A 24169-nucleotide genomic window follows, 5' to 3' on the forward strand; every position below is an offset into this window, starting at 1 on the left:
CCGGATCAGCGCTCAGCGCGGTTGACCGCGGAGACGATGGCGCGCAGGGAGGCGGTGAGGATGTTCGGGTCGATGCCCACGCCCCACAGCACCCGGTCGCCGACGGCGCACTCGACGTAGGCCGCCGCGCGGGCGTCGCCGCCGGCGGACATGGCGTGCTCGGCGTAGTCCAGCACGCGGACGTCGACGTCGACGGTCTTCAGCGCGTCCACGAACGCGGCGATCGGGCCGTTGCCGCGGCCCTCCACCGTCACCGGTACGCCCGAGTCGACGAGCTCCACGACCACCTCGTCGAGCTGGTCGGCGTGCGCGGTGTGCCGGTGGCCGCTGAGCGAGAAGCGCCCCCATGGGGCGTCGGCGTCGGGCAGGTACTCGTTGGAGAACGCCGTCCACATCTGCTCGGCGGTCACCTCGCCGCCCTCGTCCTCGGTGTGCCGCTGGACCACGGCGCTGAACTCGATCTGCAGCCGGCGCGGCAGGTCCAGGTGGTTCTCGGTCTTCATGATGTAGGCGACGCCGCCCTTGCCGGACTGGCTGTTCACCCGGATCACGGCCTCGTAGCTGCGACCGACGTCCTTGGGGTCGATCGGCAGGTACGGCACGGCCCACGTCTGCTGCTCGACCGGGACCCCGGCCGCGGCCGCGTCGGCCTGCAGCGCCTTGAAGCCCTTGTTGATGGCGTCCTGGTGGGAGCCGGAGAAGGCGGTGTAGACGAGGTCGCCGCCGTAGGGGTGCCGCTCGTGGACTCCGAGCTGGTTGCAGTACTCGACGGTGCGGCGGATCTCGTCGATGTCGGAGAAGTCGATCTGCGGGTCGATGCCCTGGCTGAACAGGTTCAGCCCGAGGGTGACCAGGTCGACGTTGCCGGTGCGCTCGCCGTTGCCGAACAGGCAGCCCTCGATGCGGTCGGCGCCGGCCCGGTAGCCGAGCTCGGCCGCGGCGACGGCGGTGCCGCGGTCGTTGTGCGGGTGCAGGCTCAGGATCACCGAGTCCCGCCGGCCCAGGTTGCGGTGCATCCACTCGACCTGGTCGGCGTAGACCGTCGGCTCGGCCATCTCCACCGTGGCCGGCAGGTTGAGGATCGTCGGCCGGTCGGGGGTGGGCTCCCAGACGTCGGTGACGGCGTCGCAGATCTCGACGGCGAAGTCGAGCTCGGTGCCGGTGAACGACTCGGGGGAGTACTCGAACCGGATGTCGGTGTCGCCCATCTGCTCGGCGAGCTTGCGCACGACCTGCGCGCCGTGGACGGCGATGTCGACGATGCCGGCGCGGTCGGAGCCGAAGACGACCCTCCGCTGCAGCGTGGAGGTGGAGTTGTAGAGGTGGACGATCGCCTGGTTCGCCCCGCGCAGGGACTCGAAGGTGCGCTCGATCAGCTCGTCACGGGCCTGGGTGAGCACCTGGATCGTCACGTCGTCCGGGACCAGGTCGTCCTCTATCAGCTGGCGGACGAAGTCGTAGTCGGTCTGGCTCGCCGCCGGGAAGCCGACCTCGATCTCCTTGTAGCCCATGCGGACGAGCAGTTCGAACATCCGCCGCTTGCGGTCGGGCGTCATCGGGTCGATCAGCGCCTGGTTGCCGTCGCGCAGGTCGACGGCGCACCAGCGCGGGGCCTGCGTCGTCACGACGTCGGGCCAGGTGCGGTCGGGCAGCGTCACCGGGGCGAAGGGCGCGTAGCGGTGGATCGGCATGCCGGACGGCTGCTGGGGGTGCCGGGCGTGCGGGTGGGTCTCGCTCATGGGGGGGAGGGCTCCTGGTACGGGCTGCCGTGCGCGGAGTGCGCACGGCTCCGGGGACGGTCAGCGGACGCCGGGGACGCCGGAACCCCGCGGCGAGGAAGCCGACCTAGGAGAGGGCCTCGCCGCGGCGGGTAAGCAGGAGGCTGCCGCGCACGGCGCCACGGTAGCAGCGGATCGGCCCTGATCGCAGCGCACGGGCGGTCCACGGCGGGGATCGTCAGCACGCGCTCGTCGCGCCGGGGGCCTCGTGCGTTGCGCGCCAGGTCACCAGGGGCCAGAGTGTGATGCGCGACACATGTGCGGGGTGAGCGTCCAGAGGGGGGCGTCATGTCGGGCTCGTTCGACCGGCGTCGTGCCGCGGACCTGGTCGGGACGGCACTGCTCGTGGTCCCCGGTCCGGGGTCGGGCGTGGCGGCCCGGACCGTCGGCGGCGACGGAGAGCTCGACCACGTAGGCCCCGGGTGAACGCGCTGGTCACCCGTCCGTCCGGGACCACGTCCGAGGCGCACATCGACCCCTCGGTGACCGTCGTCCTCACCGGGGCCCGCCGCCTCCCCTGCACCGACGTGGGCCCTCCCGGGTGGCCCGGCTCGTCGGCGCGCCGGTGCGGGGTCACCGGCTGGCGCGACCGACCGTCAGCAGGCCGATCGCACGACGTGGACCGGCCCGACCGGAGGAGGTGAGTCGGCGACCGCACCCGGCAGTGCGGTCAGGAGCGTCGCAACACGGCGCGGATCGGGCCCGGCCCGCCGCGCATCCAGGCTCATGGAGGGAAACGGACACATGGCAGGCAACAGAGGCGTCGCCTACACCGGCCCCGGCAAGGTCGAGGTGCAGGACATCCCCTATCCGAAGCTGGAGCTGCAGGACGGCCCGGGGGTGAATCCCGCGAACATCGGCCGCAAGACCGAGCACGGGGTCATCCTCAAGGTCGTCACCAGCAACATCTGCGGCAGTGACCAGCACATGGTGCGGGGCCGCACCACCGCTCCCGAGAACCTCGTGCTGGGGCACGAGATCACCGGCGAGGTGGTCGAGCGGGGCCGCGACGTCGAGTTCATCGAGGTCGGCGACCTCGTCTCGGTGCCGTTCAACATCGCCTGCGGCCGGTGCCGCAACTGCAAGGAGGGCAAGACCGGGATCTGCCTCAACGTCAACCCCGCCCGCCCCGGCGCCGCCTACGGCTACGTGGACATGGGCGGCTGGGTGGGCGGTCAGGCCGAGTACGTGATGGTCCCCTACGCGGACTGGAACCTGCTGAAGTTCCCCGACCGGGACCAGGCGATGGAGAAGATCCGCGACCTCACGATGCTCTCGGACATCTTCCCGACCGGGTTCCACGGCTGCGTCACGGCCGGGGTGAAGCCCGGCTCCACGGTGTACATCGCCGGTGCGGGGCCGGTCGGCCTGGCCGCCGCCGTCGGCGCGCAGCTGCTGGGGGCGGCCGTCGTCGTCGTCGCCGACCTGGTGGAGGCACGCCTCGCGCAGGCGCGCAGCTTCGGGTGCGAGACGGTGGACATCTCCCAGGGCGATCCCAAGGACCAGATCGAGCAGATCCTCGGCGTCCCCGAGGTGGACTGCGCGGTCGACGCCGTGGGCTTCGAGGCCCGCGGGCACGGTGAGGGCTCGGCGACCGAGGCGCCGGCCACGGTCCTCAACTCCCTCATGGAGCTGACGGCGGCCGGTGGGGCCATCGGCATCCCGGGCCTCTACGTCACCGGAGACCCCGGCGGCATCGACGAGGCGGCCAAGGTCGGTTCCCTGTCGCTGAGCCTCGGCACCGGCTGGGCCAAGTCCCTGTCCTTCACCACCGGCCAGTGCCCCGTCATGCGGTACAACCGCCAGCTGATGATGGCGATCCTGCACGACAAGGTGCAGATCGCGAAGGCGGTGAACGCCACGGTCATCCCGCTCGACCAGGCGCCGCAGGGGTACGCCGACTTCGACAGCGGCGCGGCGAAGAAGTACGTGCTCGATCCGCACGGCATGGTGGCCTGATGACAGCCTGACCGCCGGCGGGGCGGCGCGCTCCGGCCGTCGCCCCGTCAGCCGGTCAGAACTGCTTGCGCAGCCGCAGGCGCAGCGGTCGGCCGTCGGGGTCCACCAGCATCCGGTAGACCGGCGTGGCCCAGAGCTTGGTGAGCCGGCCGAGCTTCTCCGGCCGGTGCGGCCGCAGCCGCCCGGGCGGCCGGGTTCCCCGTCGTCCGCCGTCGTGCCACTCCTGGAGCGCGCCGGCCCGCTGCTCGAGCGTCGCGACGAAGCGCTCCGGGTCGATCAGCAGCTCGTCCTCGCTGCCGTCCGCCGCCAGGTCGAGGTGCTCTCGGGCCAGCTCCAGCCGCAGGTCCCGGGCAAAGGTGCGCGCGCCGTCGCCCTTCCCGGCCGGGTCCAGCGGCTCGCGGGGATCGCGGGTGCTGTCGAGGACCGCGGTGGACAGCTCGCTGTCGTGCGTCCACGAACGGCGGTTGAAGTTGTCGCTGCCGATGCTGGCCCACACGTCGTCGACCACGCAGACCTTGGAGTGCACGTAGACCGGCGTCCCGGCGTGGTTCTCGACGTCGAAGACGTGGACCCGGTCCACCCCGCCCGCCCGGATGCACAGGTCGATCGCCTGCCGGCGGCCGACGTACTGCGGCGTCGCGTTGAACGCGCCCTCCTGGTCGGGGATCCGGGGGACGACGACGACCAGGTGCAGCCCGGGGTTGTCGGTCAGGGCGTCGGCGAACAGCTGCGCGACCTCCGAGGACCAGAGGTACTGGTCCTCCAGGTAGATCAGCCGCCGGGCCTCCTTGACCGCCTTGGTGTACCCCCGGGCGATGGAACGCTCGCCCTCGGGGGCGAAGTCGTAGCGCGGGCGGATCTTCGGGTAGGTGCGCAGAGTCTGCACGAAGTGCGGACCGCACGGCGGGGGCGGCGGCAGTTCGGGGGGCAGCGGGGAGTGGTCCAGCCGGGCGTGGCGGAACCGGTCGACGACGTACGCGATCGGGTTCCCCTGCACGGGGCTGGTCGGGTCGTCCCAGCGCTCGCGGAACGCGGTGTCCAGGACGGCCACCGCCGGCCCCCGGATCTCGGCCTGCACGTCGTGCCACGGCGGGGTGGGCCCGTAACCGGAGGCCATGTCGACCGCCTGCGGGTCGCCCTCGTGCACGGCGTCGTCGCGGCGGCTGTGGCACAGGTCGATCCCGCCGGCGAAGGCGACGTCGAGCGAGGGGTCGGCGGGGCAGCGGATGACCACGATCTTCTGGTGGTGGCTGCCGACCCGGCGCACGCGCTGGTCGAGCACGACCTTCCCGCCGTCCTCCTCGATCTCCCGGTCCAGCGACCGGTTCTGCTCCTTGCTGTAGGAGAGGGCGTCGGTGTGCGAGCGCCACACCAGACCGCGCACGTCGACGCCGCGGCGCGAGGCCGCGCTGAACAGCTCGTCCACGGTCGGCCCCTCCGGGCGGAGTCGCTGGTCGGGGTCGCCGCGCCAGTCGGTGAACCACAGGCGGTCGCTCTCGCCCAGCTGCTCGACCACCTCGACGAGCCGCTGGAAGTACGCCGAACCGTGGACGAGCGGACGGACCAGGTTGCCGTCGGTCCAGGCGGGGAGGGGGGTGCCCGGGTTGCCGCGCTCCTCCGCGGTGAGCAGCCAGCGACTCGGATCGTCCACACGATGATCACAACGGTCGGGCCCGCCGGATGCAAGCGCTCGTGCCGTGGACGACCTCGGTAGCCTCATGTCCCGTGGCCCTCGTCGTCCAGAAGTACGGCGGCTCGTCCGTCGCCTCCGCAGAGCACATGAAGCGCGTCGCGGAGCGGATCGTCGCGGCCAAGAACAACGGCGACGACGTCGTGGTCGTGGTCTCCGCCATGGGCGACACCACCGACGAGCTGCTGGACCTGGCGAGCCAGATCACCGACGACCCGCCCGGTCGTGAGCTGGACATGCTGCTCACCGCCGGCGAGCGGATCTCGATGGCGCTGCTGGCGATCGCGATCTCCGAGCACGGCTACGAGGCCCGCTCCTTCACCGGGTCGCAGGCCGGCGTCATCACCACGTCCAGCCACGGCAAGGCGCGGATCATCGACGTCACCCCCGGCCGCCTCAAGTCGGCGCTCGACGAGGGGTCGGTGGTCATCGTCGCCGGGTTCCAGGGCGTCAGCCAGGACACCAAGGACATCACCACGCTGGGGCGCGGCGGCTCGGACACCACCGCCGTCGCCGTCGCGGCGGCGTTGAACGCCGACGTCTGCGAGATCTACACCGACGTCGACGGTGTCTTCACGGCCGACCCGCGGATCGTCCCGAACGCCCGGCGGCTCGACACCATCACCTACGAGGAGATGCTGGAGCTCGCCGCCTCCGGGGCCAAGGTGCTCATGCTCCGCTGCGTCGAGTACGCCCGCCGCTACGGCATCCCCGTGCACGTCCGCAGCTCCTACTCCCAGCTCCCCGGCACGACCGTGACCGGCTCGATGGAGGACCTCACCGTGGAACAGGCGATCATCTCCGGCGTCGCGCACGACCGCTCCGAGGGCAAGATCACCGTGTTCGGGGTGCCCGACCGGCCGGGCGAGGCGGCGCAGATCTTCCGCGTCCTCGCCGACGCCGAGGTCAACATCGACATGATCGTGCAGAACGTGTCGGCCGAGGCCTCCAAGCTCGCCGACATCTCCTTCACGCTGCCCAAGAGCGACGGCCCCGCAGCGCTGGCCGCCCTCGAGAAGGTCAAGCACACCGTCGGCTACACCGACGTCAGCTTCGACCAGCACATCGGGAAGGTGAGCCTGGTGGGTGCGGGCATGCGCTCCCACCCGGGCGTCTCGGCGAAGTTCTTCGGCGCGCTGGCCGACGCGGGCGTCAACCTGGAGCTGATCAGCACCTCGGAGATCCGCATCTCCGTGGTCTGCCGCGACACCGACGTCGACATCGCCGTCCGCGCGGTGCACGACGCCTTCGACCTGGGCACCGACGAGGCCCAGGCCGTGGTCTACGGAGGGACCGGACGATGAGCACGAACGGTGGGCTGCGCGTCGGCATCGTCGGCGCGACCGGGCAGGTCGGGCGGGTGGTGCGCGACCTCCTCGCGGAGCGCGCCTTCCCCCTCGCCGAGCTGCGCTTCTTCGCCTCCGCCCGCTCGGCCGGCAGCACGCTGCCCTGGGCCGGCGGCGAGATCACCGTCGAGGACGCCGCCACCGCCGACCCGGCGGGGCTGGACATCGCGATCTTCTCCGCAGGGGCCACCACCTCGCGGGCGCAGGCGCCGCGGTTCGCCGAGGCGGGCGTGACCGTGATCGACAACAGCTCGGCGTTCCGGCGCGACCCCGACGTCCCCCTGGTCGTCAGCGAGGTCAACCCGCAGGCGCTGGGCGAGATCCGCAAGGGCATCATCGCCAACCCGAACTGCACCACCATGGCCGCGATGCCGGTGCTCAAGCCGCTGCACGACGAGGCGCAGCTGACCCGGATCGTCGCCAGCACCTACCAGGCGGTCTCGGGCAGCGGGGTGGCCGGCGTCGAGGAGCTGCACGGCCAGGCGAAGGCCGTGGTGGAGAAGGCCGACGCGCTCGCCCACGACGGGTCGGCCGTGGCCTTCCCCGACCCGGTGAAGTACGTCGCCCCGATCGCCTTCAACGTCCTCCCGATGGCGGGCTCCGTCGTCGACGACGGCTCGTTCGAGACCGACGAGGAGCAGAAGCTCCGCAACGAGAGCCGCAAGATCCTCGGCATCCCCGACCTCCGGGTCGCGGGCACCTGCGTGCGCGTGCCGGTGTTCACCGGGCACTCGCTGTCGCTGAACGTCGAGTTCGCCCGGCCCCTCTCGGTCGAGCGGGCCACCGAGCTGCTGCGGGCGGCGCCCGGGGTCGAGCTCTCCGACGTCCCGAACCCGCTGCAGGCCGCCGGTCGTGACCCCAGCTACGTGGGCCGCATCCGGCAGGACCAGAGCGTGGACGACGGCCGCGGGCTCGTGCTCTTCGTGAGCAACGACAACCTGCGCAAGGGCGCGGCCCTCAACACCGTCCAGATCGCCGAGTTGATCGCCGCCTCCCGTCGTTGATCATCGTCATCCGGCTGCCCGCCACGCCGGTGGGCGCAGCCGGATGACGATGATCACCGCGGGAGCTATGGCTTTACGTGTCGTAGCGCGAAGGAGAGCGCCACCTCGACCTGGCGGATCGTCTCCTCGATCACCAGCGAGCCGTGACCGGCGTCGAAGCGGTAGACCTCGTGCGCCGTGCCCAGCCGCTCCAGCTCGCCCAGGTAGTTGTCGATCTGCCGGATCGGGCAGCGCGGGTCGTTGGCGCCGGCGACGACCAGCACCGGCGCGGCGACGGCGTCGACGTAGGTGATGGGGGAGGAGCGCACGTAGGCGTCGCGCACCTCCTCCGGGGAGCCGCCGAAGAGCGCCCGGTCGTAGGCCCGCAGGCCCTCCATCTCGTCCTCGTAGGCGGCCAGGTAGTCGGCCACCGGGACCTCGGCGATCCCGGCCGCCCAGCGCTCGGGCTGCGTGCCCAGGCCCAGCAGGGTGAGGAACCCGCCCCACGAGCCGCCGCTGAGGAGCGCCCGCTTCGGGTCGACGACGCCCTCGGCCACCAGCGCGTCGTAGACCGCGCCGACGTCCTCGAGCTCGGTGAGCCCCGGGCGCCCGGTCAGCGCGTCGCGCCAGGCCGAGCCGTAGCCCGTCGAGCCGCGGTAGTTGACGTGCACGACCGCGTAGCCGGCGTCCACGTAGGCCGCCCGTCGGGCGCGGTAGGAGTCGTCGTCGGCCGCCTCCGGGCCGCCGTGCACCAGGAACGCCGTCGCGTGCGGCCCGTCGCCCGCCGGGCGCACCAGCAGCGCGTGCACGTCGCCGCCCGGGCCGGGGACCCACCGGTCCTCGACCGGGTAGGCCGCGGGCGGCTCCTGGTCGGAGACCGAGAGCACCACGGGGCCGTCGGCGCGGCGGATGACCGGCGGGCGCTCGGAGTTCGACCAGGCCAGCTCCACGGAGCCGTCGGGGCGGGCGGTGGCGCCGCGGACGACGCCCGGCGGGGTGTCCAGCTTCTCCAGCGCACCGGTGGCGAGGGCGTAGCGGTAGAGCTCGCTGCGGGCCGCGTGGTCGTGGCCCACCAGCAGCGCCGAGCCGTCGGGGTACCAGCCGGCGGTCACGTCGCCGGGCAGGTCGAGCACGATCTCGGTCTCGGAGTCGGCGGCGACGTCCCAGACCAGCAGCTCCTCGCGGCCGCGGCGCTCGTGCCCGACCAGCAGCCGGCGGTCACCGGGCAGCGGCGCGAACTCCAGGGCGTGCAGCCCGCGGCCCTCGCCGTCCCACTTCTCCGCCACGACGGCGTCGTCGGAGGTCCGCAGCACGCGTAGCGCCGGGTAGCGCGGGTCGCCGTGCTCGGAGTGCGAGACGACCAGCAGCTCGTCGTCGCGGGTCAGCGCGTCGACCGACGCCGGGTCGGGGTGCCGGTAGACCACGCGGGGCGTCCCGCCGGTGGGCGCCACCCACAGCTCGCTGCCCTCGTCGGTGCTGCGGCCGATCGCGACCAGCTCCCGGCCCAGCTCCAGCCCTGCCGGGTAGGCCGGACCGACCTCGGGGACGGCGACGGTGTCCTCGCCGCCCCCGAAGGGCTGGGTCATCCAGACGCCGAACTCGTCGCCGTCGGTGTCGGCGAACCACCAGATGGTCGACCCGTCGCGGTCCAGCGTCGCGATCAGCGTGCCGTTGGGCCGGTCGGTGACCTGGCGGTGCGTGCCGGTCTCGCGGTCCCAGGCGTACTGCTCGACGACGCCGCTGACGTCGGAGCTGTACAGGTTCCGGTGCGGCGCGTCCTCGGCCCAGTCGGGCAACGACACCCGGGGTGCGCGGAAGCGGGCCTGCCAGCGGGCGGTGACCTCGGGGGGTAGGGCGGCGGATGCGGTCTGCTCAGCGGTCACGCGTCCATCCTCGCAGCGGCCCGGGAACGACTCAGGGGCCGCCTCGCGGCGGCCCCTGAGCTGAGGGTCGGGGTGACAGGATTTGAACCTGCGGCCTCGTCGTCCCGAACGACGCGCGCTACCAAGCTGCGCCACACCCCGAGGTGCGTCGACGAGTCTAGCGGTACGCGCGGGGCGGCTCGGCGGCGGGGGACCGGCGGTTCAGGAGGGCCGCGCCGTGAGCGTCAGCAGCGTCGCCTCGGGTGGGCAGGCGAAGCGCACGGGTGCATAGGGGCTGGTGCCCAGCCCCGCCGACACGTGCAGCCAGGTGCCGGCCGGGTGCTCCGGCGTCGGCTCCGCCCAGCGGTGCAGCCAGCGCACGCGGTCGCGGTCGATGCCGCAGTTGGTGACCAGCGCGCCGTAGAACGGCACCCGCAGCTGGCCGCCGTGGGTGTGGCCGCACAGCAGCAGGTCGTAGCCGTCGGCGGCGAACCGGTCGAGCACCCGCGGCTCGGGAGAGTGCGCCAGGCCGATCCGGACGTCGGCCGCAGGGTCAGCGGGGCCGGCGACCAGGTCGTAGCGGTCCCGCCGCAGGTGCGAGTCGTCGACGCCGGCGAAGACGATCCGCCGTCCGCCGACGGTGAGCTCGCCCGCGGCGTTGGTGAGGTCCAGCCAGCCGCGCCCGCGCATGCCGTCGCGCAGGTCGTGCCAGGGCAGCTCCTCGCCGTGCACGCGCTCGTGGTCGCGCTTGAAGTACTTCAACGGGTTCTTCGGCCGCGGGGCGAAGTAGTCGTTGCTGGCGAGGACGAAGGCCCCGGGCCGGTCCATGAGGGGGTCCATCGCGCGCAGGGTGGGCGCCACGGCGTCGAAGCCCGCGAGGTTGTCGCCGGTGTTGATCACCAGATCCGGCTCGAGCGCGGCCAGCCCCGCGACCCACTCCTGCTTGCTGCGCTGCCCGGCCGTCATGTGCAGGTCGGAGAGCTGCAGGATCGTCAGCGGGGCCGACGCGGGGGCGAGCACCGGGACGTCGAAGCGGCGCAGCGTCCAGCGGGTGCGCTCGTAGAGGCTCGCGTAGGCGGTCACGGCCGCGGCCGAGGCGACGGCGGCGGTGGGGAGGGCGGTGTACCAGCGCACCCGCCGAGCCTACGGGCGCACCCGGGGACGGCGTCGTGTCAGGCTGGAGCCGTGTCCGACCTCAAGGAACAGCTGCGCACCGACCTGACCACCGCCATGAAGGCCCGCGACGAGCTGCGCACCGCCACGCTGCGCATGGTGCTGGCCGCCGTCAGCGCCGAGGAGGTGTCGGGCAAGGAGTCGCGAGAGCTCAGCGACGACGAGGTGCAGGCCGTGCTCCGCCGCGAGGCGAAGAAGCGCCGCGAGGCCGCGGAGGCCTTCGGCTCCGCCGGGCGCAGCGAGCAGGCCGCCCGCGAGCAGGCCGAGGGCGAGGTGCTGGCCGGCTACCTGCCCGCACAGCTCGAGGACGCCGACCTCGCCGCGATCGTCGCCGACGTCATCACCCGCACCGGCGCCTCCGGCATGAAGGACATGGGCAAGGTCATGGGCGCCGCCAACGGTGTCGTGGCCGGCCGCGCCGAGGGCTCCCGGGTCGCCGCGGAGGTCCGCCGCCAGCTCGGCTGACCGCCGCCCGGAGAACGCGCGAGGGGCCGGACCCGTGGGTCCGGCCCCTCGTCGTGCGCCAGGTCAGTCCGTGACGGTGACCTCGTCCGTGTCCGGGGCCGGGATCCCGGCCCCGGCCGACGGCTGCTCCGTCGCGGCCCCGGCCGCCGGCTGCTCGGTCGCGGGCTCGGCCGGCTGCTCCGTCCCGGCCGGCTGCTCCGGCTGCGGCGGTGCCTCAGGCGCCGGCGGTGGGGTGGTGCTGCCGCCGGTGTTCGCGGACCGGTTGCCCGAACGGCTGGACGCGTTGTCGTCGGGCCGGAACGGGCTGCTGACCTCCGGCGGGGCGTCGACGCCGCGACCGGCGTACCGCGGGTCGGCCGGCGGGAACGGCACAGGCTCCTGGCTGGTCAGGATCGGCGCCATCGCCTGGCGCCAGATGCCGGCCGGCAGCCCACCGCCGTAGCTGCCGACGTCGTTGGTGTCCCGCGGGCGGAACAGCATGACGCTGGCGGCGAACCGGGGCGTCGTCCCCACGAAGGCCACGGAATCCCGCTCGTTCACCGTGCCGGTCTTGCCGGCGATCTGGTGGCCGGGGATGTGCGCGCGGGCACCGGTCTGCAGCGGGTTCCCCGGCTGGACGTCCTTGATCATCATCTGGTTCAGCGTGTTCGCGAGGCCCGGCTCGATCACCTGCTCGCAGGCGTTCTCCCCGACCACGGGCTGCCCGTCCTCGCCGAGGAGCGGCTCGCCGTTCGGCGTGGTGATCGACAGCACCGGGGTCGGGGTGCACTTGACCCCGCCGGCGGCGATCGTCGCGTAGGCGTTGGCCAGGTCGAGCGGGCTCACGCCGTCGGTGCCGAAGGCGAAGGACGGCCGGTTCTCGTCGATGATCTGCTGCGCCGGGGTCTGGGTGACCGAGTAGTCGAAGGTCATGCCCAGGCGCTCGGCCATGCGGACGGCCGGCTCGATGCGGCCGAGCGCGTCCTCCAGCGCCAGGAAGTAGGTGTTGGAGGACATGTACAGCGCCTGGGTCATGGTCAGCGTGCGCGGGTAGCTGTTGCCCACGTTGCCGACCGAGTACGGCTCGATCCGCCGGGTCTCGGGGTTGTAGCTCTCGTAGACCGTGGACCGGTAGGGCTCGTTCGTGGTGATGGTGTGGCTGGCCGGCAGGCCCTGCTCCAGCGCGGCGGCCGCGACGAAGGTCTTGAAGGTGGACCCCGAGCCCTTCGTCGGGATGGTCGCGAAGTTGACTGACTCGCAGTCCGGGGCGTCGCAGCCGAAGCGGCGGTTGACGCTCATCGCGAGCACCTTGCCGGTGCCGGGCTCGATCACGTCGTAGACGGCGACGGTCCCCGCGCCCATGGCCACGGTGTCCAGCACGGCCTGGTCGCCGGCGATCTGCATGTCCGGGCGCAGCGTCGTGGTGATCGTCAGCCCGCCCTTCTCCAGCTGCGCCTTGGTGAGCCCCAGGTCCTGGATCAGGTGCTGCCGGGTGAAGTCGCAGAAGAAGCCGCCGATGGTCGCGTCGATGCAGCCGTTCGGCGGTGCCTGGCCCGGCGCCACCTGCACCGGCTGCGGGGTGATCTCCGCGAGCTCCTGCTCGGTGACGTGACCCAGGTCGTGCATGCGCTGCAGCACCTGGTTGCGCCGGATCTGGGCGTTCTCCGGGTTGTTGATCGGCTCGTCGTAGAACGGGCTCTGCACCAGCCCGGCGAGCATCGCCGCCTGGGGCAGGGTGAGGTCCGCGGCGTTCACGCTGAAGTAGCGCTGGGCGGCGGCCTGGATGCCGTAGGCGCCCTGCCCGAAGTAGACGATGTTCAGGTAGCGGGTGAGGATCTCGTCCTTGGAGTAGGTGTCCTCCAAAGCCAGCGCGAGCCGCGCCTCCCGCAGCTTGCGCCCGACTGTCTCGGCGTCGGCGGCCTCCCGGTCCTCCTCCGTCGTCGCCGTCTGCAGCAGGGTCTGCTTCACCAGCTGCTGGGTGAGGGTGGAGCCACCCTCCTGCACCGAACCGGCAGCGACGTTGCGCACCAGCGCGCGCATGGTGCCCTGCACGTCGAGGCCGTTGTGGTCGTAGAAGCGGGAGTCCTCGATGTCGACGAGGGCCTGCTTCATGACGTCGGCGATCTGGTCGGAGGTCACCGGGGTGCGGTTGTGCTCGTAGAAGTTCGTGATCAGCGAGCCGTCGGAGGCCAGCACCCGGGTGACGCCCGCAGGGGTCTTGTCGGTGAGCTCCACCGGCAGGGCGTCCAGCAGGGACACGGAGTTGCGTGCCGCCAGGCCGGTGCCTCCGATCCAGGGCAGCATGAGTCCGGCCAGCAGCGCACCGGCGACGACGATCGTCGCGGCGAGCTTGGCGAGCAGACGGGTCGTGGCGCGCGCGTTCTCCGACATCGCGGTCAGGGTACGTCGCCCGGACGGGTGAGAGCCGTGCTCAGGCGCGGCGCGCGGGGAGGACGCGCGTGCGGGGCGTGCCGGTCGGCGTGTCGTCGTCCGGCCCGGTCAGCGCCTCCGCCATCACCCGCAGCCCCTCGAGGTCGTGCACGTCGCCGGCGGCGGCCGGCACCGTCCGCAGCGCGACGTCGGGGTGGGCGCTGGTGAAGCGGTCGGCCAGGTGCTGCTCGCGGATGGCCTGCTGCATGCGCTCGGCGTGCACCCGCAGCGCGGCGGCGGCCAGCGCGGCGCCGTCGTCGCCGCTCTCGGCGACCTCCTCGGCGGCGCCCTCGGCCCGCGTCGCCGACAGTGCCGTGGTGGCCGGGGGGTGGGTGCGGTTGACGACGAGCCCGGCGAGCGGCATCCCCTCGGCGGAGAGGCGGTCGACGAAGTAGGAGGCCTCGCGCAGGGCGTCCGGCTCGGGGGCGGCGACGACGACGAACCACGTGCCGGGGCGGCGCAGCAGCTCGAACGTCGCGGTGGCGCGCTCCCGGAACCCGCCGAACATGGTGTCCAGCGCGGACACGAACGCGGAGATGTCCCGCAGCAGCTGGCCGCCGAGGATCTTGCTGACGATCCGGCTGAACAGCAGGAAACCGGCGCTGGCGAACTTGAACCCGGCCCGGCTGGGCGCCATCAGCAGCCGGATCATCGTGCCGTCGAGGAAGCGGCCCATCCGGTTCGGGGCGTCGAGGAAGTCCAGCGCCGACCGCGACGGCGGGGTGTCCACGATGATCAGGTCCCACTGGTCGCTGGCCCGCAGCTGACCCAGCTTCTCCATCGCCATGTACTCCTGCGTCCCGGCGAAGGAGGAGGAGAGCGCCTGGTAGAAGGGGTTGTCCAGGATCAGCTGGGCGCGCTCGGGCGTGGAGTGAGCGGTGACGATGTCGTCGAACGTCCGCTTCATGTCCAGCATCATCGCGTGCAGCTCGCCCGGCGCCCCGGGGACGTCGACCTGCCGCGGCTCGTTGTCCAGCTCGGTCAGCCCCAGGGACTGGGCCAGCCGGCGGGCCGGGTCGATCGTCAGGACGACGACGGTGCGCCCTGCCTCCGCGGCGGCGAGCGCGAGGGCCGCGGACGTCGTCGTCTTGCCCACGCCGCCGGCGCCGCAGCAGACGACGATGCGGGTCTGCCGGTCCTCGATCAGCGCGGCCAGGTCCATAGCCGGCGCCTCACGGGGCGCACGGGACCCGGCGGCCGCCCGGGCCGCCGTCGTGTCCGCGGCCATCAGCGGGTCACCGCCGCGGCCAGGTGGTCCTCGAGCCGGCCGGCGAGCTCGAAGAGGCAGCCGAGGTCCATCGGGCCCGGCAGCAGCGGTATCTCGACGATCGGGCGGCCGAGCCCCTCGACCTGGGCGCGCAGCGCGTCCTGCGACGCCCAGCGCCGGGCGTGCTCCACGACCTGGGAGACCAGTGCGTCGGCGAGCTGCTCGGCGCCGGGCAGGTGCGCGGCGCCCAGCGCGGGGGCGAGCTCCGCGGCGGTCAGCTCGCCGGCGACCGCGCGGGACAGGGCCTCCGGCGGCAGCACCGGCTCCGCGGCCATGTTGACCACCACCGAGCCCAAGGGCAGCCCGGCGGCCTGCAGCTCGGTGATGGCGTCCGCGGTCTCCTGCACGGGCATGTCCTCCAGCAGCGTCACCACGTGCACCGCCGTCTCGGGGGAGCGCAGCACCGCCATGACGCCGTCGCTCTGGGTCTTGATCGGGCCGGACCGCGCCAGCTGCGACATCTCCCCGGTGACTCCGAGGAAGCGGGTGATCCGCCCGGTGGGCGGCGCGTCGACGACGACGAAGTCGTAGACGTGCCGACCGTCCTTCCGGCGGGTGACCGCCTCCTTGATCTTCCCGGTGATCAGCACGTCGCGGAGCCCCGGGGCGATGGCGGTGGCGAAGTCGATGGCGCCCATCTTCCGCAGCGCCCGGCCCGCCCGCCGCAGGTTGTAGAACATGTCGAGGTAGTCGAGCAGCGCCTCCTCGACGTCGATGGCCAGCGCCTTCACCTCGCCCCCGCCGCGGGCGACGGCCACCCGCCGCTCCTCGTAGGGCAGCGGCGGGGTGTCGAACAGCTGGGCGATGCCCTGCCGGCCCTCGGTCTCCACGAGGAGCACCGAGCGCCCATCGGCGGCCAGTGCCAGGGCCAGCGCTGCGGCGACGGTGGTCTTGCCCGTCCCGCCCTTGCCGGTGACCACGTGCAGGCGCGCGGGTGTCAGTTCGGGGGGCACCGCCCCAGCCTAGAAGGACCCTCCTGCCCCCCGCCGTTCGCGAGCTCACGGCGGGACCCTGCAGGAGGGCCGCCCGGTCAGGTCACCAGCGGGGCCCTGCACGGGGCCGCCCGGTCAGGTCACCGGCTGCGCTAGCGTCGGGGTCATGAGCGAAACTGCCCGCCAGAAGTGGGAGTACGCGACCATCCCGCTGCTGATCCACAACACCAAGGCGATCCTCGACTCCTGGGGCGTCGACGGGTGGGAGCTGGTGACCGTGCTCCCCGGCCCCGGTGGCGCCGAGCAGCTGGTCGCCTACCTCAAGCGGCCGGTGTGACCGCGCCCGGTGCGCCGGCGCCGGGCTGGCACGCCCGGCTCGCCGAGCTGGGCATCCGGCTGCCGGCGGTGGCGGCGCCCGTCGCGGCCTACGTGCCGGCCGTGCGGGCCGGGTCGCTGGTGTTCACCTCGGGTCAGCTGCCGTTCGTCGACGGCGGGCTGCGCCGCACCGGCAAGGTCGGCGGGTCGGTCGACGTCGAGGCCGCCGCGGCCGACGCCAAGGTGTGCGCGCTGAACGCGCTGGCCGCCGTCGACGACCTGGTGGGGCTGGACTCCGTGGCCCGGATCGTGCGCGTGGTGGGCTACGTCGCCAGCGTCGAGGGCTTCACCGGGCAGCCGCGGGTCGTCAACGGCGCCAGCGAGCTGCTGGGCCGCATCTTCGGCGAGGCCGGGCAGCACGCCCGCAGCGCCGTCGGTGTGGCCGAGCTGCCGCTGGGCGCGCCCGTGGAGGTCGAGCTCACCGTCGAGCTGAGGTGAGCGCCGAGCCCAAGCAGGCGGCGACCGTCCTGCTGCTGCGCGACGGCGAGCCGGGGCTGGAGGTGTACCTCCTGCGGCGCACCAAGGGCATGCCCTTCGCCGGCGGGATGACCGCCTACCCCGGCGGGGGCGTCGACCCCCGCGACGGCGACACGGAGATCGGCTGGACCGGCCCCACCCCGGCGCAGTGGGCCACCGCCTTCGGCTGCGACGAGCGCACGGCGCGCGAGCTGGTCTGCGCCGCGGTGCGCGAGACCTTCGAGGAGGCCGGGGTCCTGCTGGCGGGGCTGCCGGACGGTGGCGTCGTTCCGGACGTGTCCGGCGACGACTGGGAGCGGCAGCGCCAGGGGCTGCTCAGCCGCGAGCTGTCGCTCTCCGAGCTGCTCGCCGACCGGGGGCTGGTGCTGCGGTCGGACCTGCTGCGCCCCTTCGCGCACTGGATCACCCCGCCGGTCGAGCCCCGCCGCTACGACACCAAGTTCTTCGCCGCCGCCCTGCCGGTCGGCCAGGAGGCGCGGGACGTCTCGGGGGAGGCCGACGAAGCCGCCTGGCTGAGCCCGGCCGCCGCGCTGGCCGAGCTGCACGGCGGCACCCGCCCGATGCTGCCGCCGACGTCCCACACGCTGGGCCAGCTCGCAGGGTTCCCGGACGTGGCCGCCGCGCTGGCCGGCTCCCCGCCGGAGCCGATGCACCCGATCAGCCCGCGGTTCGAGGAGACCCCCGACGGCCGCTGGGCGGTGCTGCCCGACGGCACCCGGATCCGGCTGGCCGTGCCGCTTCCCTCGTGACGCTCGCGGCCAGGTGCCGTTCCCCCCGCCCGCAGCACTGAACGCGAGAGGCCCAGAACCGTGGGGGTTCTGGGCCTCTGGCGTTCAGCGGTGGGGTGCCGTCACCGCGCGCGGCGGCGCAGGCGCTCCTCGTCCAGGACGACGACGGACTTGCCCTGGAGCTGGATCCAGCCGCGGTGCACGAAGTCGGCGAGCGCCTTGTTGACCGTCTCGCGGGAGGCGCCGACCAGCTGGGCCAGCTCCTCCTGGGTCAGGTCGTGCTTGACCCGCAGCCCGTCGTTGTCCCGGCTGCCGAACCGGTCGGCCATCTGCAGCAGCGCCTTGGCCACGCGGCCGGGGACGTCGGTGAAGATCAGGTCGGCGACCGAGTCGTTGGTGCGGCGCAGGCGCCGGGCCAGCACGCGCAGCAGCTGCTCGCCGATCTCCGGGTGCGCCTCGATCCAGGGCAGCAGCACCGACTGCGGCATCCGGGCCAGCTTGACGTCGGTGACGGCGGTGGCCGTCGCCGTGCGCGGCCCCGGGTCGAAGACCGACAGCTCGCCGAACTGGTCGGAGGGACCCATGACCGCGAGCACGTTCTCCCGGCCGTCGGGCGACCGGCGGGACAGCTTGATCTTGCCGGTCATGACGATGTAGAGGCTGTCGCCGGGCTCGCCCTCGTTGAAGATCACCCGGCCCCGGGGGAGGGTGATCGTCTCGAGACGGCTGATGACGGGGTCCACCGCATCCTCGGAGAGCCCCTGGAAGAGCCCCGACTGGGCCAGCACCTCGTCCACTGCACGTCCTCTCGCACTGTCTGCGGGCGCAGGGGTGCCCGCGCCCGACGTGAGTCTAGGTGGCTGTGCGGTCGGTCACCCGTTCGGTGGTCCGGTCGTCCCTCCTCGGAGCGAGATGACCGGCGCCACAGCCGGGCCGCTCAGACCAGGGGCGGGTTCTCGGAACGCCGGCTGCGGTGCCGGCGGCGCCGCCAGCGGAACAGCGCCCGCCGGATGCCCGAGGTGGCCAGGGTGTCGACCTCGCCGGGCGTGGCCGTGTCCAGGAACTCGCTGACCTCGCGCGGCGACGCCGGGCGGCGGAGGGGTTCCTCGACCCGCTCCATCACCAGCAGGAAGGCGATCAGCAGCGGCGGGAAGAGGATGACACTGAGGGCGACCATCCCGATCTCCTCTGCTTCGTCGGCGGGACGGGGGAAGCGGACCGTCCTCGATCATGGCACGCCGGGAGACGGTCAGCAGGGCCGCATACCCTCGACCGCGTGTCCGCCCCCGCGTCCTCACCGGCCTACGCGCGCCCCACCCGGGTCCGGCGCCCCACCCCAGTCGCACTGACCGGGGCGTCGCCGTACGACCCGGAGGAGACCCCGCTGGCCCGCACCCGCCGAGCCCGCCGCATGGCCCGCGAGCTGGCCGTCATCCACCCCGACGCGCACTGCGAGCTGGACTTCACCAACGCCTTCGAGCTGCTGGTCGCCACGGTGCTGTCGGCGCAGACCACCGACAAGATGGTCAACAAGGTGACGCCGACGCTCTTCGCCCGCTACCCCGACGCGGTCGCCCTCGCCGGCGCCGACCGGGAGGAGCTGGAGACCATCCTCAAGCCCACCGGCTTCTTCCGCGCCAAGGCGAACTCGGTGCTGGGGCTGAGCCAGGCCCTCGTCGAGCGCTTCGACGGCGAGGTGCCCGCCCGGATGGCCGACCTGGTGACGCTGCCCGGCGTGGGGCGCAAGACGGCGAACGTCGTCCTGGGCAACGCGTTCGGCGTCCCGGGGCTGACCGTGGACACCCACTTCGGCCGCCTGGTCCGCCGGTTCGGCTGGACGGCGGAGGAGGACCCGGTCAAGGTCGAGGCGGAGATCGCGCAGCTGGTGCCCAAGAAGGAGTGGACGGACTTCAGCCACCGGGTGATCTTCCACGGCCGCCGCGTGTGCCACGCGAAGAAGGCCGCCTGCGGCGCCTGCGGCCTGGCCCAGTGGTGCCCCTCGTTCGGCATCGGCCCGGTCGACCCGGAGCGGGCGCTCACGCTCGTGAAGACCCCGAGCGCCTCGGACACCGAGTGATGCGCCGCCTCGCCCTCACCGCGGTCGGGCTGCTCGCCCTCGCCGGCTGCACCTCGGACGACGGCGGGGGAGCGGCCGCTGCGCCGTCGTCGTCCCCGCCGGCCGAGGCGCTGACGGCCTGCCCCGAACAGCCCGGCGCCGCGGCCGCCGGAGCCGAGCTCCTGCCCCCGCTGTCCTTCGACTGCCCCGGCGGTGGGTCCCTCGACCTGGCCCGCGCCCCCGGCGTCCCCACCGTGGTCAACCTCTGGGGCAGCTGGTGCCCGCCGTGCCGGGAGGAGATGCCGCTGCTCCAGGAGTTCTCCGAGCTCGCCGGTGACCGCGTCCGGATGGTCGGCGTGATCAGCAAGGACGGGTTGCCGCAGGCCGCCTCGTTCGCGGAGGACGCGGGCGTCACCTTCCCCAGCGCGTACGACGGCGAGGGGCAGCTGATGGCGGAGCTGGGCCTGAACGCCTTGCCGTTCACCTACTTCCTCGACGCCGAGGGCGGGCTGGTGCACACCGAAGCGGGTCCGGTCAGCTCGGTGGACGAGCTCCGCGGGCTGGTCACCGAGCACCTGGGGGTGCAGCTGTGACCGCCGCCGACGGGCTGCCCGCGTACCTGCAGCGGCTGGTCGAGCGGGCCGACGACCTCCCGCTGCGCCACCGCATGCCGCAGGCCACCGCGACCGCGCGCCGCTCCGCCGTCCTCATCCTGTTCGGCGAGGGGCCGGCCGGGCCCGACCTGCTGCTGATCGAGAAGTCCGCGCACCTGCGCAGCCACGCGGGTCAGCCCGCGTTCCCCGGGGGCGGGGTCGACCCGGGGGACGACTTCCCGGTGGGCACCGCGCTGCGCGAGGCGCACGAGGAGGCGGGCGTCGACCCGGAGGGGGTGCGGGTCGTGGCGACCCTCCAGGAGCTCTTCCTGCCGCCGTCGAACCGGCTGGTCGTCCCCGTCGTGGGCTGGTGGGACGACCCGCGCGACGTCACGGTGGGCGACCCCGACGAGGTGGCCCGCGTGGCGCGGGTGCCGCTGGCCGACCTCGTCGACCCGGCCAACCGCTACCGCGTACGGCACCCGGCCGGCTTCATCGGGCCGGCGTTCTGCGTCGCCGACATGGAGGTGTGGGGCTTCACCGCCGGGCTGCTGGACGCGATCCTCGAGGCCGCGGGGCTGGCCCGGCCGTGGAACGCAGCCGACGTCCGGCCGATCGACCCGGTGCGGCTCCGCCCGTACACGCTGCCCGGCTCCGGGGACGACGACCCGGCGAGCGACACCGCCGCGCCGACGGTGGCCGATCCCGCGCCCGACGGCGCCGCGGCGCGTACGGTTCGGCCCCGATGAGCGCGAGGAGGACCGCCCTGCCCACCACCGCTGGCCGGCTCGCGGCGGGCCCGCGCGGGAAGGCCGTGGCGGTCGCAGCCGCGCTGGTCCTGGTCACCGGATGCGGTGGCGGCGGTGGCGGCGCGGCGGCGGAGACGACCGCGGCGCCGGCCGCCGAGGGGCTCGGTGAGGTGACGATCGCCGAGGACGGCGTCCAGGAGGTCACCCTCCAGACGCAGGACGACTACGTCTTCACCCCCGCCACCTTCACCGTCGAGCCGGGGAGGGTGCGGCTGACCCTCGTGAACGTCGCCGAGGGCATGCCGCACAACCTCGAGTTCACCGACGCCGAGCTGCCCGAGCCCGTCGACGCCGGGATCTCCCTGCTCGCCGCCGGTGAGGAAGAGACGATCGAGTTCGAGGTGACGACGCCGGGCGAGTACCCCTTCGCCTGCACCTTCCACCTCCAGCTCGGGCAGGTGGGCACGATGACGGTCAGCGGGTAGCGGTGTCCCTGGTCGACCTGCTGCTCATCACGCTCGCCCTCGTGTTCGCCCTCTCCGGTTTCCGGCAGGGCCTGCTCGTCTCGGCCACCTCGATCCTCGGCTTCCTCGGCGGGGCCGTCCTCGGCGCGCAGCTGGCCGGGCCGGTCGCCGACCGCATCGACGGCTCCAGCGTGAGCAGGGTCTTCGCCGCGCTGGTGGTCGTGCTCGCCGGAGCGCTGCTCGGCCAGATCCTGGCGGGGGCGGCGGGCCGGGCGCTGCGCTCCCGGGTCACGTGGGAGCCGGCCAAGATGGTCGACTCCGTCGCCGGAGCGGTGGTGTCGGCGGCCGCGGTGCTGCTCGTCGCGTGGATGGTCGCCTCCCCGCTGGCCAGCTCGCCGTTCCCCCAGGTGGCCGGGCAGGTGCGCCAGTCGGCGCTGGTGCAGGCCGTGGACGAGGTCGTCCCCGACGAGGTGCGCACCGTCTACGAGGACCTGCGCGAGGCCATCGACCGGCGCGGGCTGCCCGACGTCCTCGACCCGCTGACCCCCACGCAGGCGCGCGAGGTCCCGGCCCCCGACCCCGGGCTGCAGAACAGCACCGTGGTCGAGTCCGTCCAGGGCTCGGTGGTGCGGATCCGCGGCGTGGCGCCGTCCTGCTCGCGGCAGATCGACGGCTCCGGCTTCGTCTACGCGCCGGAACGCGTCATGACCAACGCCCACGTGCTCGCCGGCGTCAGCGACCCGGTCGTGGTCGCCGAGGGCCGGGAGTACGACGCAGTGCCGGTCGTGGTCGACGAGGAGATCGACGTCGCGGTCCTCGCCGTGCCCGGGTTGCCGCAGGTGCCGCTGCGGTTCAGCGCCGGCACGGCCGACTCCGGCGACGACGCGATCATCATGGGCTTCCCCGGCGGCGGGCCGCTGTACGTCGGGCCCGCCCGCGTGCGGGACCGCGGCGAGATCAGCGGCCCCGACTTCCGCAACACGCAGACCGTCGTCCGCGACGTCTACGCCCTGTTCGGCCAGGTGCGCGCCGGCAACTCCGGCGGGCCGCTGTTCGCCCCCGACGGCAGCGTGCTCGGCGTGGTCTTCGCCTCGGCGATCGACGACCCGCAGACCGGCTACGCGCTCACCGGCCCCCAGGTCGCCGGGGCCGCCGAGGCGGGCAACGTCGCGCGCACCGAGGTCCCGACCGGGCCCTGCGAGTAGAAGGACCCCTTCGCCCCCCAGCCTTCGCAAGCTCAGGCCGGGGCCCTGCGAAGGGGCCGTTCCAGCCGCTCACCAGGGGCCGTTCCAGCCGCTCACCGCGGGCCGCTCCGCTGCGCTACGCGGCCCAGGCGGCGATGGCCCGGGTGATCTCGTCGGGGCACTCCTCCTGCGGGAAGTGGCCGATGCCGGGGAGCTCGCGCCACTCGTAGGCGCCGGCGACGTAGCGGCCCGAGCCGCGCGCCGTCCCCGGGAGGACGTAGGGGTCGTCCGCGCCGTGCAGCTGCAGGGTCGGAGCGGTGATGGGGGCGGCCATCCGGCGGGCGTAGCGCAGCCCGTCGGGGCGCAGCTGCGACCGGCCGGCCCAGCGGTAGTACTCCATCGCCCCGTAGGCGGCCTGCGGGATGCGCGCCGCGGCGCGGTAGCGCTCCACCGCCGCGGCGAAGTCCGCCGTGCGGGCCCACTCCTGGCCGGCCCAGCGCTGCATCAGGTCGGCGACGGGGTCGTCGTCGATCCGGGTCATCCGCCGTTCGGGCAGCCGCGGCAGCTGGAAGCCGAGCGCGTGCCGCAGCGCCCGGCGCTGCCGGCGGTCGGTCATGCCGGCCCGCAGCAGCCGCGGGTGCGCCATCGAGACGACCACCAGCCGGCGGACCACCCGCGGGTGCAGCGCGGCCGCCGTCCAGCCCAGCAGGCCACCCCAGTCGTGCCCCACGACGACGGCGTCGCGCTCACCGAGCGCCCGCACCAGCGCCGCGACGTCCGAGGAGAGGGTGGGCAGGTCGTACCCACGGGGCGGCTTGTCGCTCGCCCCGTAGCCCCGCAGGTCCGGCGCCACCACCCGGAACCCGGCCTCGGCCAGCCCGGTCAACTGGGCGCGCCAGGTCCACCAGAACTGCGGGAAACCGTGGAGCAGCAGGACCAGCGGCCCGTCCCCGGCCTCCGCCGCGTGCAGCCGCACGCCGTTGGCGGAGATGTCGCGGTGGGTCCACGGACCCGGGAGCAGGACGCTGATGGCGTCGGGACGGCCGTCCGGCGGGACGGTCATCGGCCTCAGACCCGGTAGGGCCCGTTGCCGCGCAGCTCCACCTTGCCGCCGGTCACGACGGGGACCTCGCGGTGCCGGGCGCCGGGGGCCTCGCGGTGCATGACCTCGGGGAGCTCGCGCAGCGACTCGATCGTGCGCTCCGGCTTCTCCACCTTCTTGATCATCTTCTTCCCGACGAGCGCGGCGATGCCGGCCAGCGTGATCAGCAGGAGGAAGACGAGGGCGTAGGAGATCCACCGCGCGAGGCCGAGCCAGGTGAGGAGCTCGGCCAGGGCGATGAAGAAGAAGATGCCGGCGAAGGCGGCGAGCACGCCGGCCACGGCGAACGAGGCGGCCCCGATGCCGCCCTTCTTCGCCGAGGCACCGATCTCCGCCTTGGCGAGCTCGATCTCGTTGCGCACCAGCGTCGAGACGTCGGCCATCGCGCTCTGCACCAGCGTGCCGATGGAGGGCTCGGCCGCCGCACTGCTGCCGTCGGTGCGGGTGGTCGACACACTGTGGGCCACGGGTGGCTCTCCTCCGGTCGGGCGGTGCTGGTCAGGACGATCGTGCCCCATGATCACCGGGAGCGCGTCCTGATCTCGGGGAGGCACAGGAAGCTTTCCCTGCGTTCCCG

At 73.5% G+C, this 24169-nt stretch carries 23 protein-coding genes and 1 tRNA gene; 12 read left to right on the plus strand and 12 right to left on the minus strand.

Annotated elements, in window-relative coordinates:
• Positions 1–5: 5 nt before the first annotated feature.
• Positions 6–1739, minus strand: coding sequence for a 2-isopropylmalate synthase (gene leuA, locus ACI79P_RS06405; RefSeq protein WP_456580190.1), 1734 nt, complete (start codon positions 1737–1739; stop codon positions 6–8).
• A gap of 783 nt (positions 1740–2522) precedes the next feature.
• Between leuA and fdhA the strand changes: the two genes are divergently transcribed.
• Positions 2523–3737, plus strand: a complete 1215-nt coding sequence (gene fdhA / locus ACI79P_RS06410) for a formaldehyde dehydrogenase, glutathione-independent (protein WP_456580191.1) — start codon at positions 2523–2525, stop codon at positions 3735–3737.
• A 55-nt stretch (positions 3738–3792) separates the two neighbouring features.
• On the opposite strand, the gene ACI79P_RS06415 is transcribed toward fdhA, so the two are convergent.
• The gene (locus ACI79P_RS06415) at positions 3793–5388 is read right to left on the minus strand and encodes a phospholipase D-like domain-containing protein (RefSeq protein ID WP_456580192.1); all 1596 of its coding nucleotides are present in this window, start codon (positions 5386–5388) and stop codon (positions 3793–3795) included.
• A 74-nt stretch (positions 5389–5462) separates the two neighbouring features.
• Here ACI79P_RS06415 and ACI79P_RS06420 point away from each other — a divergent pair, with 74 nt between their 5' ends.
• Together ACI79P_RS06420 and ACI79P_RS06425 are read left to right on the plus strand one after the other, a co-directional pair.
• Positions 5463–6731: an aspartate kinase gene (locus ACI79P_RS06420; RefSeq protein ID WP_456580193.1), complete on the plus strand. Its 1269-nt coding sequence runs from the start codon at positions 5463–5465 to the stop codon at positions 6729–6731.
• Positions 6728–7777 carry an aspartate-semialdehyde dehydrogenase gene (locus ACI79P_RS06425; protein ID WP_456580194.1) on the plus strand — a complete coding sequence of 350 codons (1050 nt, stop codon included), beginning with the start codon at positions 6728–6730 and terminating at the stop codon, positions 7775–7777. The genes ACI79P_RS06420 and ACI79P_RS06425 overlap by 4 nt, the downstream gene beginning before the upstream one ends.
• 65 nt (positions 7778–7842) lie before the next feature.
• Here the strand turns inward: ACI79P_RS06425 and ACI79P_RS06430 are convergent, their stop codons facing one another.
• From ACI79P_RS06430 to ACI79P_RS06440, 3 genes are all read right to left on the minus strand, one after another.
• Positions 7843–9639: a prolyl oligopeptidase family serine peptidase gene (locus ACI79P_RS06430; protein WP_456580195.1), complete on the minus strand. Its 1797-nt coding sequence runs from the start codon at positions 9637–9639 to the stop codon at positions 7843–7845.
• 67 nt (positions 9640–9706) lie between these two features.
• Positions 9707–9780: transfer RNA gene (locus ACI79P_RS06435), tRNA-Pro, on the minus strand.
• Positions 9781–9840: 60 nt separating this feature from the next.
• Complete coding sequence (locus ACI79P_RS06440) at positions 9841–10752, minus strand: metallophosphoesterase (RefSeq protein ID WP_456580196.1); 912 nt, start codon at positions 10750–10752, stop codon at positions 9841–9843.
• Between the two features lie 51 nt (positions 10753–10803).
• Here ACI79P_RS06440 and ACI79P_RS06445 point away from each other — a divergent pair, with 51 nt between their 5' ends.
• Positions 10804–11256 carry a GatB/YqeY domain-containing protein gene (locus ACI79P_RS06445; RefSeq protein WP_456580197.1) on the plus strand — a complete coding sequence of 151 codons (453 nt, stop codon included), beginning with the start codon at positions 10804–10806 and terminating at the stop codon, positions 11254–11256.
• A 63-nt stretch (positions 11257–11319) separates the two neighbouring features.
• Here ACI79P_RS06445 and ACI79P_RS06450 read toward each other — a convergent pair whose 3' ends face one another.
• The 3 genes from ACI79P_RS06450 to ACI79P_RS06460 are packed head-to-tail and all read right to left on the minus strand — an operon-like array spanning position 11320 to position 15885.
• A complete protein-coding gene (locus ACI79P_RS06450) occupies positions 11320–13626 on the minus strand; it encodes a transglycosylase domain-containing protein (protein ID WP_456580198.1) in 2307 nt (768 codons plus the stop codon).
• 40 nt (positions 13627–13666) lie between these two features.
• Entirely contained in the window at positions 13667–14893 is a 1227-nt protein-coding gene (locus ACI79P_RS06455) for an ArsA family ATPase (protein ID WP_456580199.1), read from the minus strand.
• The gene (locus tag ACI79P_RS06460; RefSeq protein WP_456580200.1) at positions 14893–15885 is read right to left on the minus strand and encodes an ArsA-related P-loop ATPase; all 993 of its coding nucleotides are present in this window, start codon (positions 15883–15885) and stop codon (positions 14893–14895) included. The genes ACI79P_RS06455 and ACI79P_RS06460 overlap by 1 nt, the downstream gene beginning before the upstream one ends.
• A 145-nt stretch (positions 15886–16030) precedes the next feature.
• On the opposite strand from ACI79P_RS06460, the gene ACI79P_RS06465 reads away from it, so the two are divergent.
• Genes ACI79P_RS06465 through ACI79P_RS06475 form a run of 3 tightly spaced genes read left to right on the plus strand, consistent with a single transcriptional unit; the run spans position 16031 to position 17465 of the window.
• Positions 16031–16201: a hypothetical protein gene (locus ACI79P_RS06465; RefSeq protein ID WP_091929285.1), complete on the plus strand. Its 171-nt coding sequence runs from the start codon at positions 16031–16033 to the stop codon at positions 16199–16201.
• Positions 16198–16677 (plus strand): RidA family protein, encoded by a 480-nt coding sequence (locus ACI79P_RS06470; protein ID WP_456580201.1) that lies wholly within the window; start codon positions 16198–16200, stop codon positions 16675–16677. The genes ACI79P_RS06465 and ACI79P_RS06470 overlap by 4 nt, the downstream gene beginning before the upstream one ends.
• Complete coding sequence (locus ACI79P_RS06475) at positions 16674–17465, plus strand: NUDIX hydrolase (protein ID WP_456580202.1); 792 nt, start codon at positions 16674–16676, stop codon at positions 17463–17465. The genes ACI79P_RS06470 and ACI79P_RS06475 overlap by 4 nt, the downstream gene beginning before the upstream one ends.
• Positions 17466–17566: 101 nt before the next feature.
• On the opposite strand, the gene ACI79P_RS06480 is transcribed toward ACI79P_RS06475, so the two are convergent.
• Both ACI79P_RS06480 and ACI79P_RS06485 read right to left on the minus strand, forming a co-directional pair.
• Complete coding sequence (locus ACI79P_RS06480) at positions 17567–18241, minus strand: Crp/Fnr family transcriptional regulator (RefSeq protein ID WP_456580203.1); 675 nt, start codon at positions 18239–18241, stop codon at positions 17567–17569.
• A 140-nt stretch (positions 18242–18381) separates the two neighbouring features.
• Positions 18382–18621, minus strand: a complete 240-nt coding sequence (locus ACI79P_RS06485) for a hypothetical protein (protein WP_456580204.1) — start codon at positions 18619–18621, stop codon at positions 18382–18384.
• Positions 18622–18720: 99 nt separating this feature from the next.
• Here ACI79P_RS06485 and nth point away from each other — a divergent pair, with 99 nt between their 5' ends.
• Genes nth through ACI79P_RS06510 form a run of 5 tightly spaced genes read left to right on the plus strand, consistent with a single transcriptional unit; the run spans position 18721 to position 22511 of the window.
• Entirely contained in the window at positions 18721–19521 is an 801-nt protein-coding gene (nth, locus tag ACI79P_RS06490) for an endonuclease III (protein WP_456580205.1), read from the plus strand.
• Complete coding sequence (locus tag ACI79P_RS06495) at positions 19521–20093, plus strand: TlpA family protein disulfide reductase (protein WP_456580206.1); 573 nt, start codon at positions 19521–19523, stop codon at positions 20091–20093. The genes nth and ACI79P_RS06495 overlap by 1 nt, the downstream gene beginning before the upstream one ends.
• Positions 20090–20842, plus strand: a complete 753-nt coding sequence (locus ACI79P_RS06500; RefSeq protein ID WP_456580207.1) for an NUDIX hydrolase — start codon at positions 20090–20092, stop codon at positions 20840–20842. Before ACI79P_RS06495 ends, ACI79P_RS06500 begins: the two co-directional genes overlap by 4 nt.
• The gene (locus ACI79P_RS06505) at positions 20839–21327 is read left to right on the plus strand and encodes a plastocyanin/azurin family copper-binding protein (RefSeq protein ID WP_456580208.1); all 489 of its coding nucleotides are present in this window, start codon (positions 20839–20841) and stop codon (positions 21325–21327) included. The genes ACI79P_RS06500 and ACI79P_RS06505 overlap by 4 nt, the downstream gene beginning before the upstream one ends.
• A 2-nt stretch (positions 21328–21329) precedes the next feature.
• Positions 21330–22511, plus strand: a complete 1182-nt coding sequence (locus ACI79P_RS06510; RefSeq protein WP_456580209.1) for a MarP family serine protease — start codon at positions 21330–21332, stop codon at positions 22509–22511.
• A gap of 115 nt (positions 22512–22626) precedes the next feature.
• On the opposite strand, the gene ACI79P_RS06515 is transcribed toward ACI79P_RS06510, so the two are convergent.
• Both ACI79P_RS06515 and ACI79P_RS06520 read right to left on the minus strand, forming a co-directional pair.
• Positions 22627–23553 carry an alpha/beta fold hydrolase gene (locus tag ACI79P_RS06515; protein WP_456580210.1) on the minus strand — a complete coding sequence of 309 codons (927 nt, stop codon included), beginning with the start codon at positions 23551–23553 and terminating at the stop codon, positions 22627–22629.
• Positions 23554–23558: 5 nt separating this feature from the next.
• Entirely contained in the window at positions 23559–24059 is a 501-nt protein-coding gene (locus ACI79P_RS06520) for a phage holin family protein (RefSeq protein ID WP_456580211.1), read from the minus strand.
• Between the last annotated feature and the right edge of the window lie 110 nt (positions 24060–24169).

The sequence above is a fragment of the Blastococcus sp. SYSU DS0510 genome (genome assembly GCF_054050835.1).

Bases quoted from the DNA above. Each gene is read 5' to 3' on its own strand.
- ACI79P_RS06450 (WP_456580198.1), bottom strand. From the start codon at position 13,626: ATGTCGGAGAACGCGCGCGCCACGACCCGTCTGCTCGCCAAGCTCGCC.
- fdhA (WP_456580191.1), top strand. From the start codon at position 2,523: ATGGCAGGCAACAGAGGCGTCGCCTACACCGGCCCCGGCAAGGTCGAG.
- ACI79P_RS06505 (WP_456580208.1), top strand. From the start codon at position 20,839: ATGAGCGCGAGGAGGACCGCCCTGCCCACCACCGCTGGCCGGCTCGCG.
- ACI79P_RS06515 (WP_456580210.1), bottom strand. From the start codon at position 23,553: ATGACCGTCCCGCCGGACGGCCGTCCCGACGCCATCAGCGTCCTGCTC.
- ACI79P_RS06495 (WP_456580206.1), top strand. From the start codon at position 19,521: ATGCGCCGCCTCGCCCTCACCGCGGTCGGGCTGCTCGCCCTCGCCGGC.
- leuA (WP_456580190.1), bottom strand. From the start codon at position 1,739: ATGAGCGAGACCCACCCGCACGCCCGGCACCCCCAGCAGCCGTCCGGC.
- ACI79P_RS06485 (WP_456580204.1), bottom strand. From the start codon at position 18,621: ATGGTCGCCCTCAGTGTCATCCTCTTCCCGCCGCTGCTGATCGCCTTC.
- ACI79P_RS06425 (WP_456580194.1), top strand. From the start codon at position 6,728: ATGAGCACGAACGGTGGGCTGCGCGTCGGCATCGTCGGCGCGACCGGG.
- ACI79P_RS06465 (WP_091929285.1), top strand. From the start codon at position 16,031: ATGAGCGAAACTGCCCGCCAGAAGTGGGAGTACGCGACCATCCCGCTG.
- ACI79P_RS06455 (WP_456580199.1), bottom strand. From the start codon at position 14,893: ATGGCCGCGGACACGACGGCGGCCCGGGCGGCCGCCGGGTCCCGTGCG.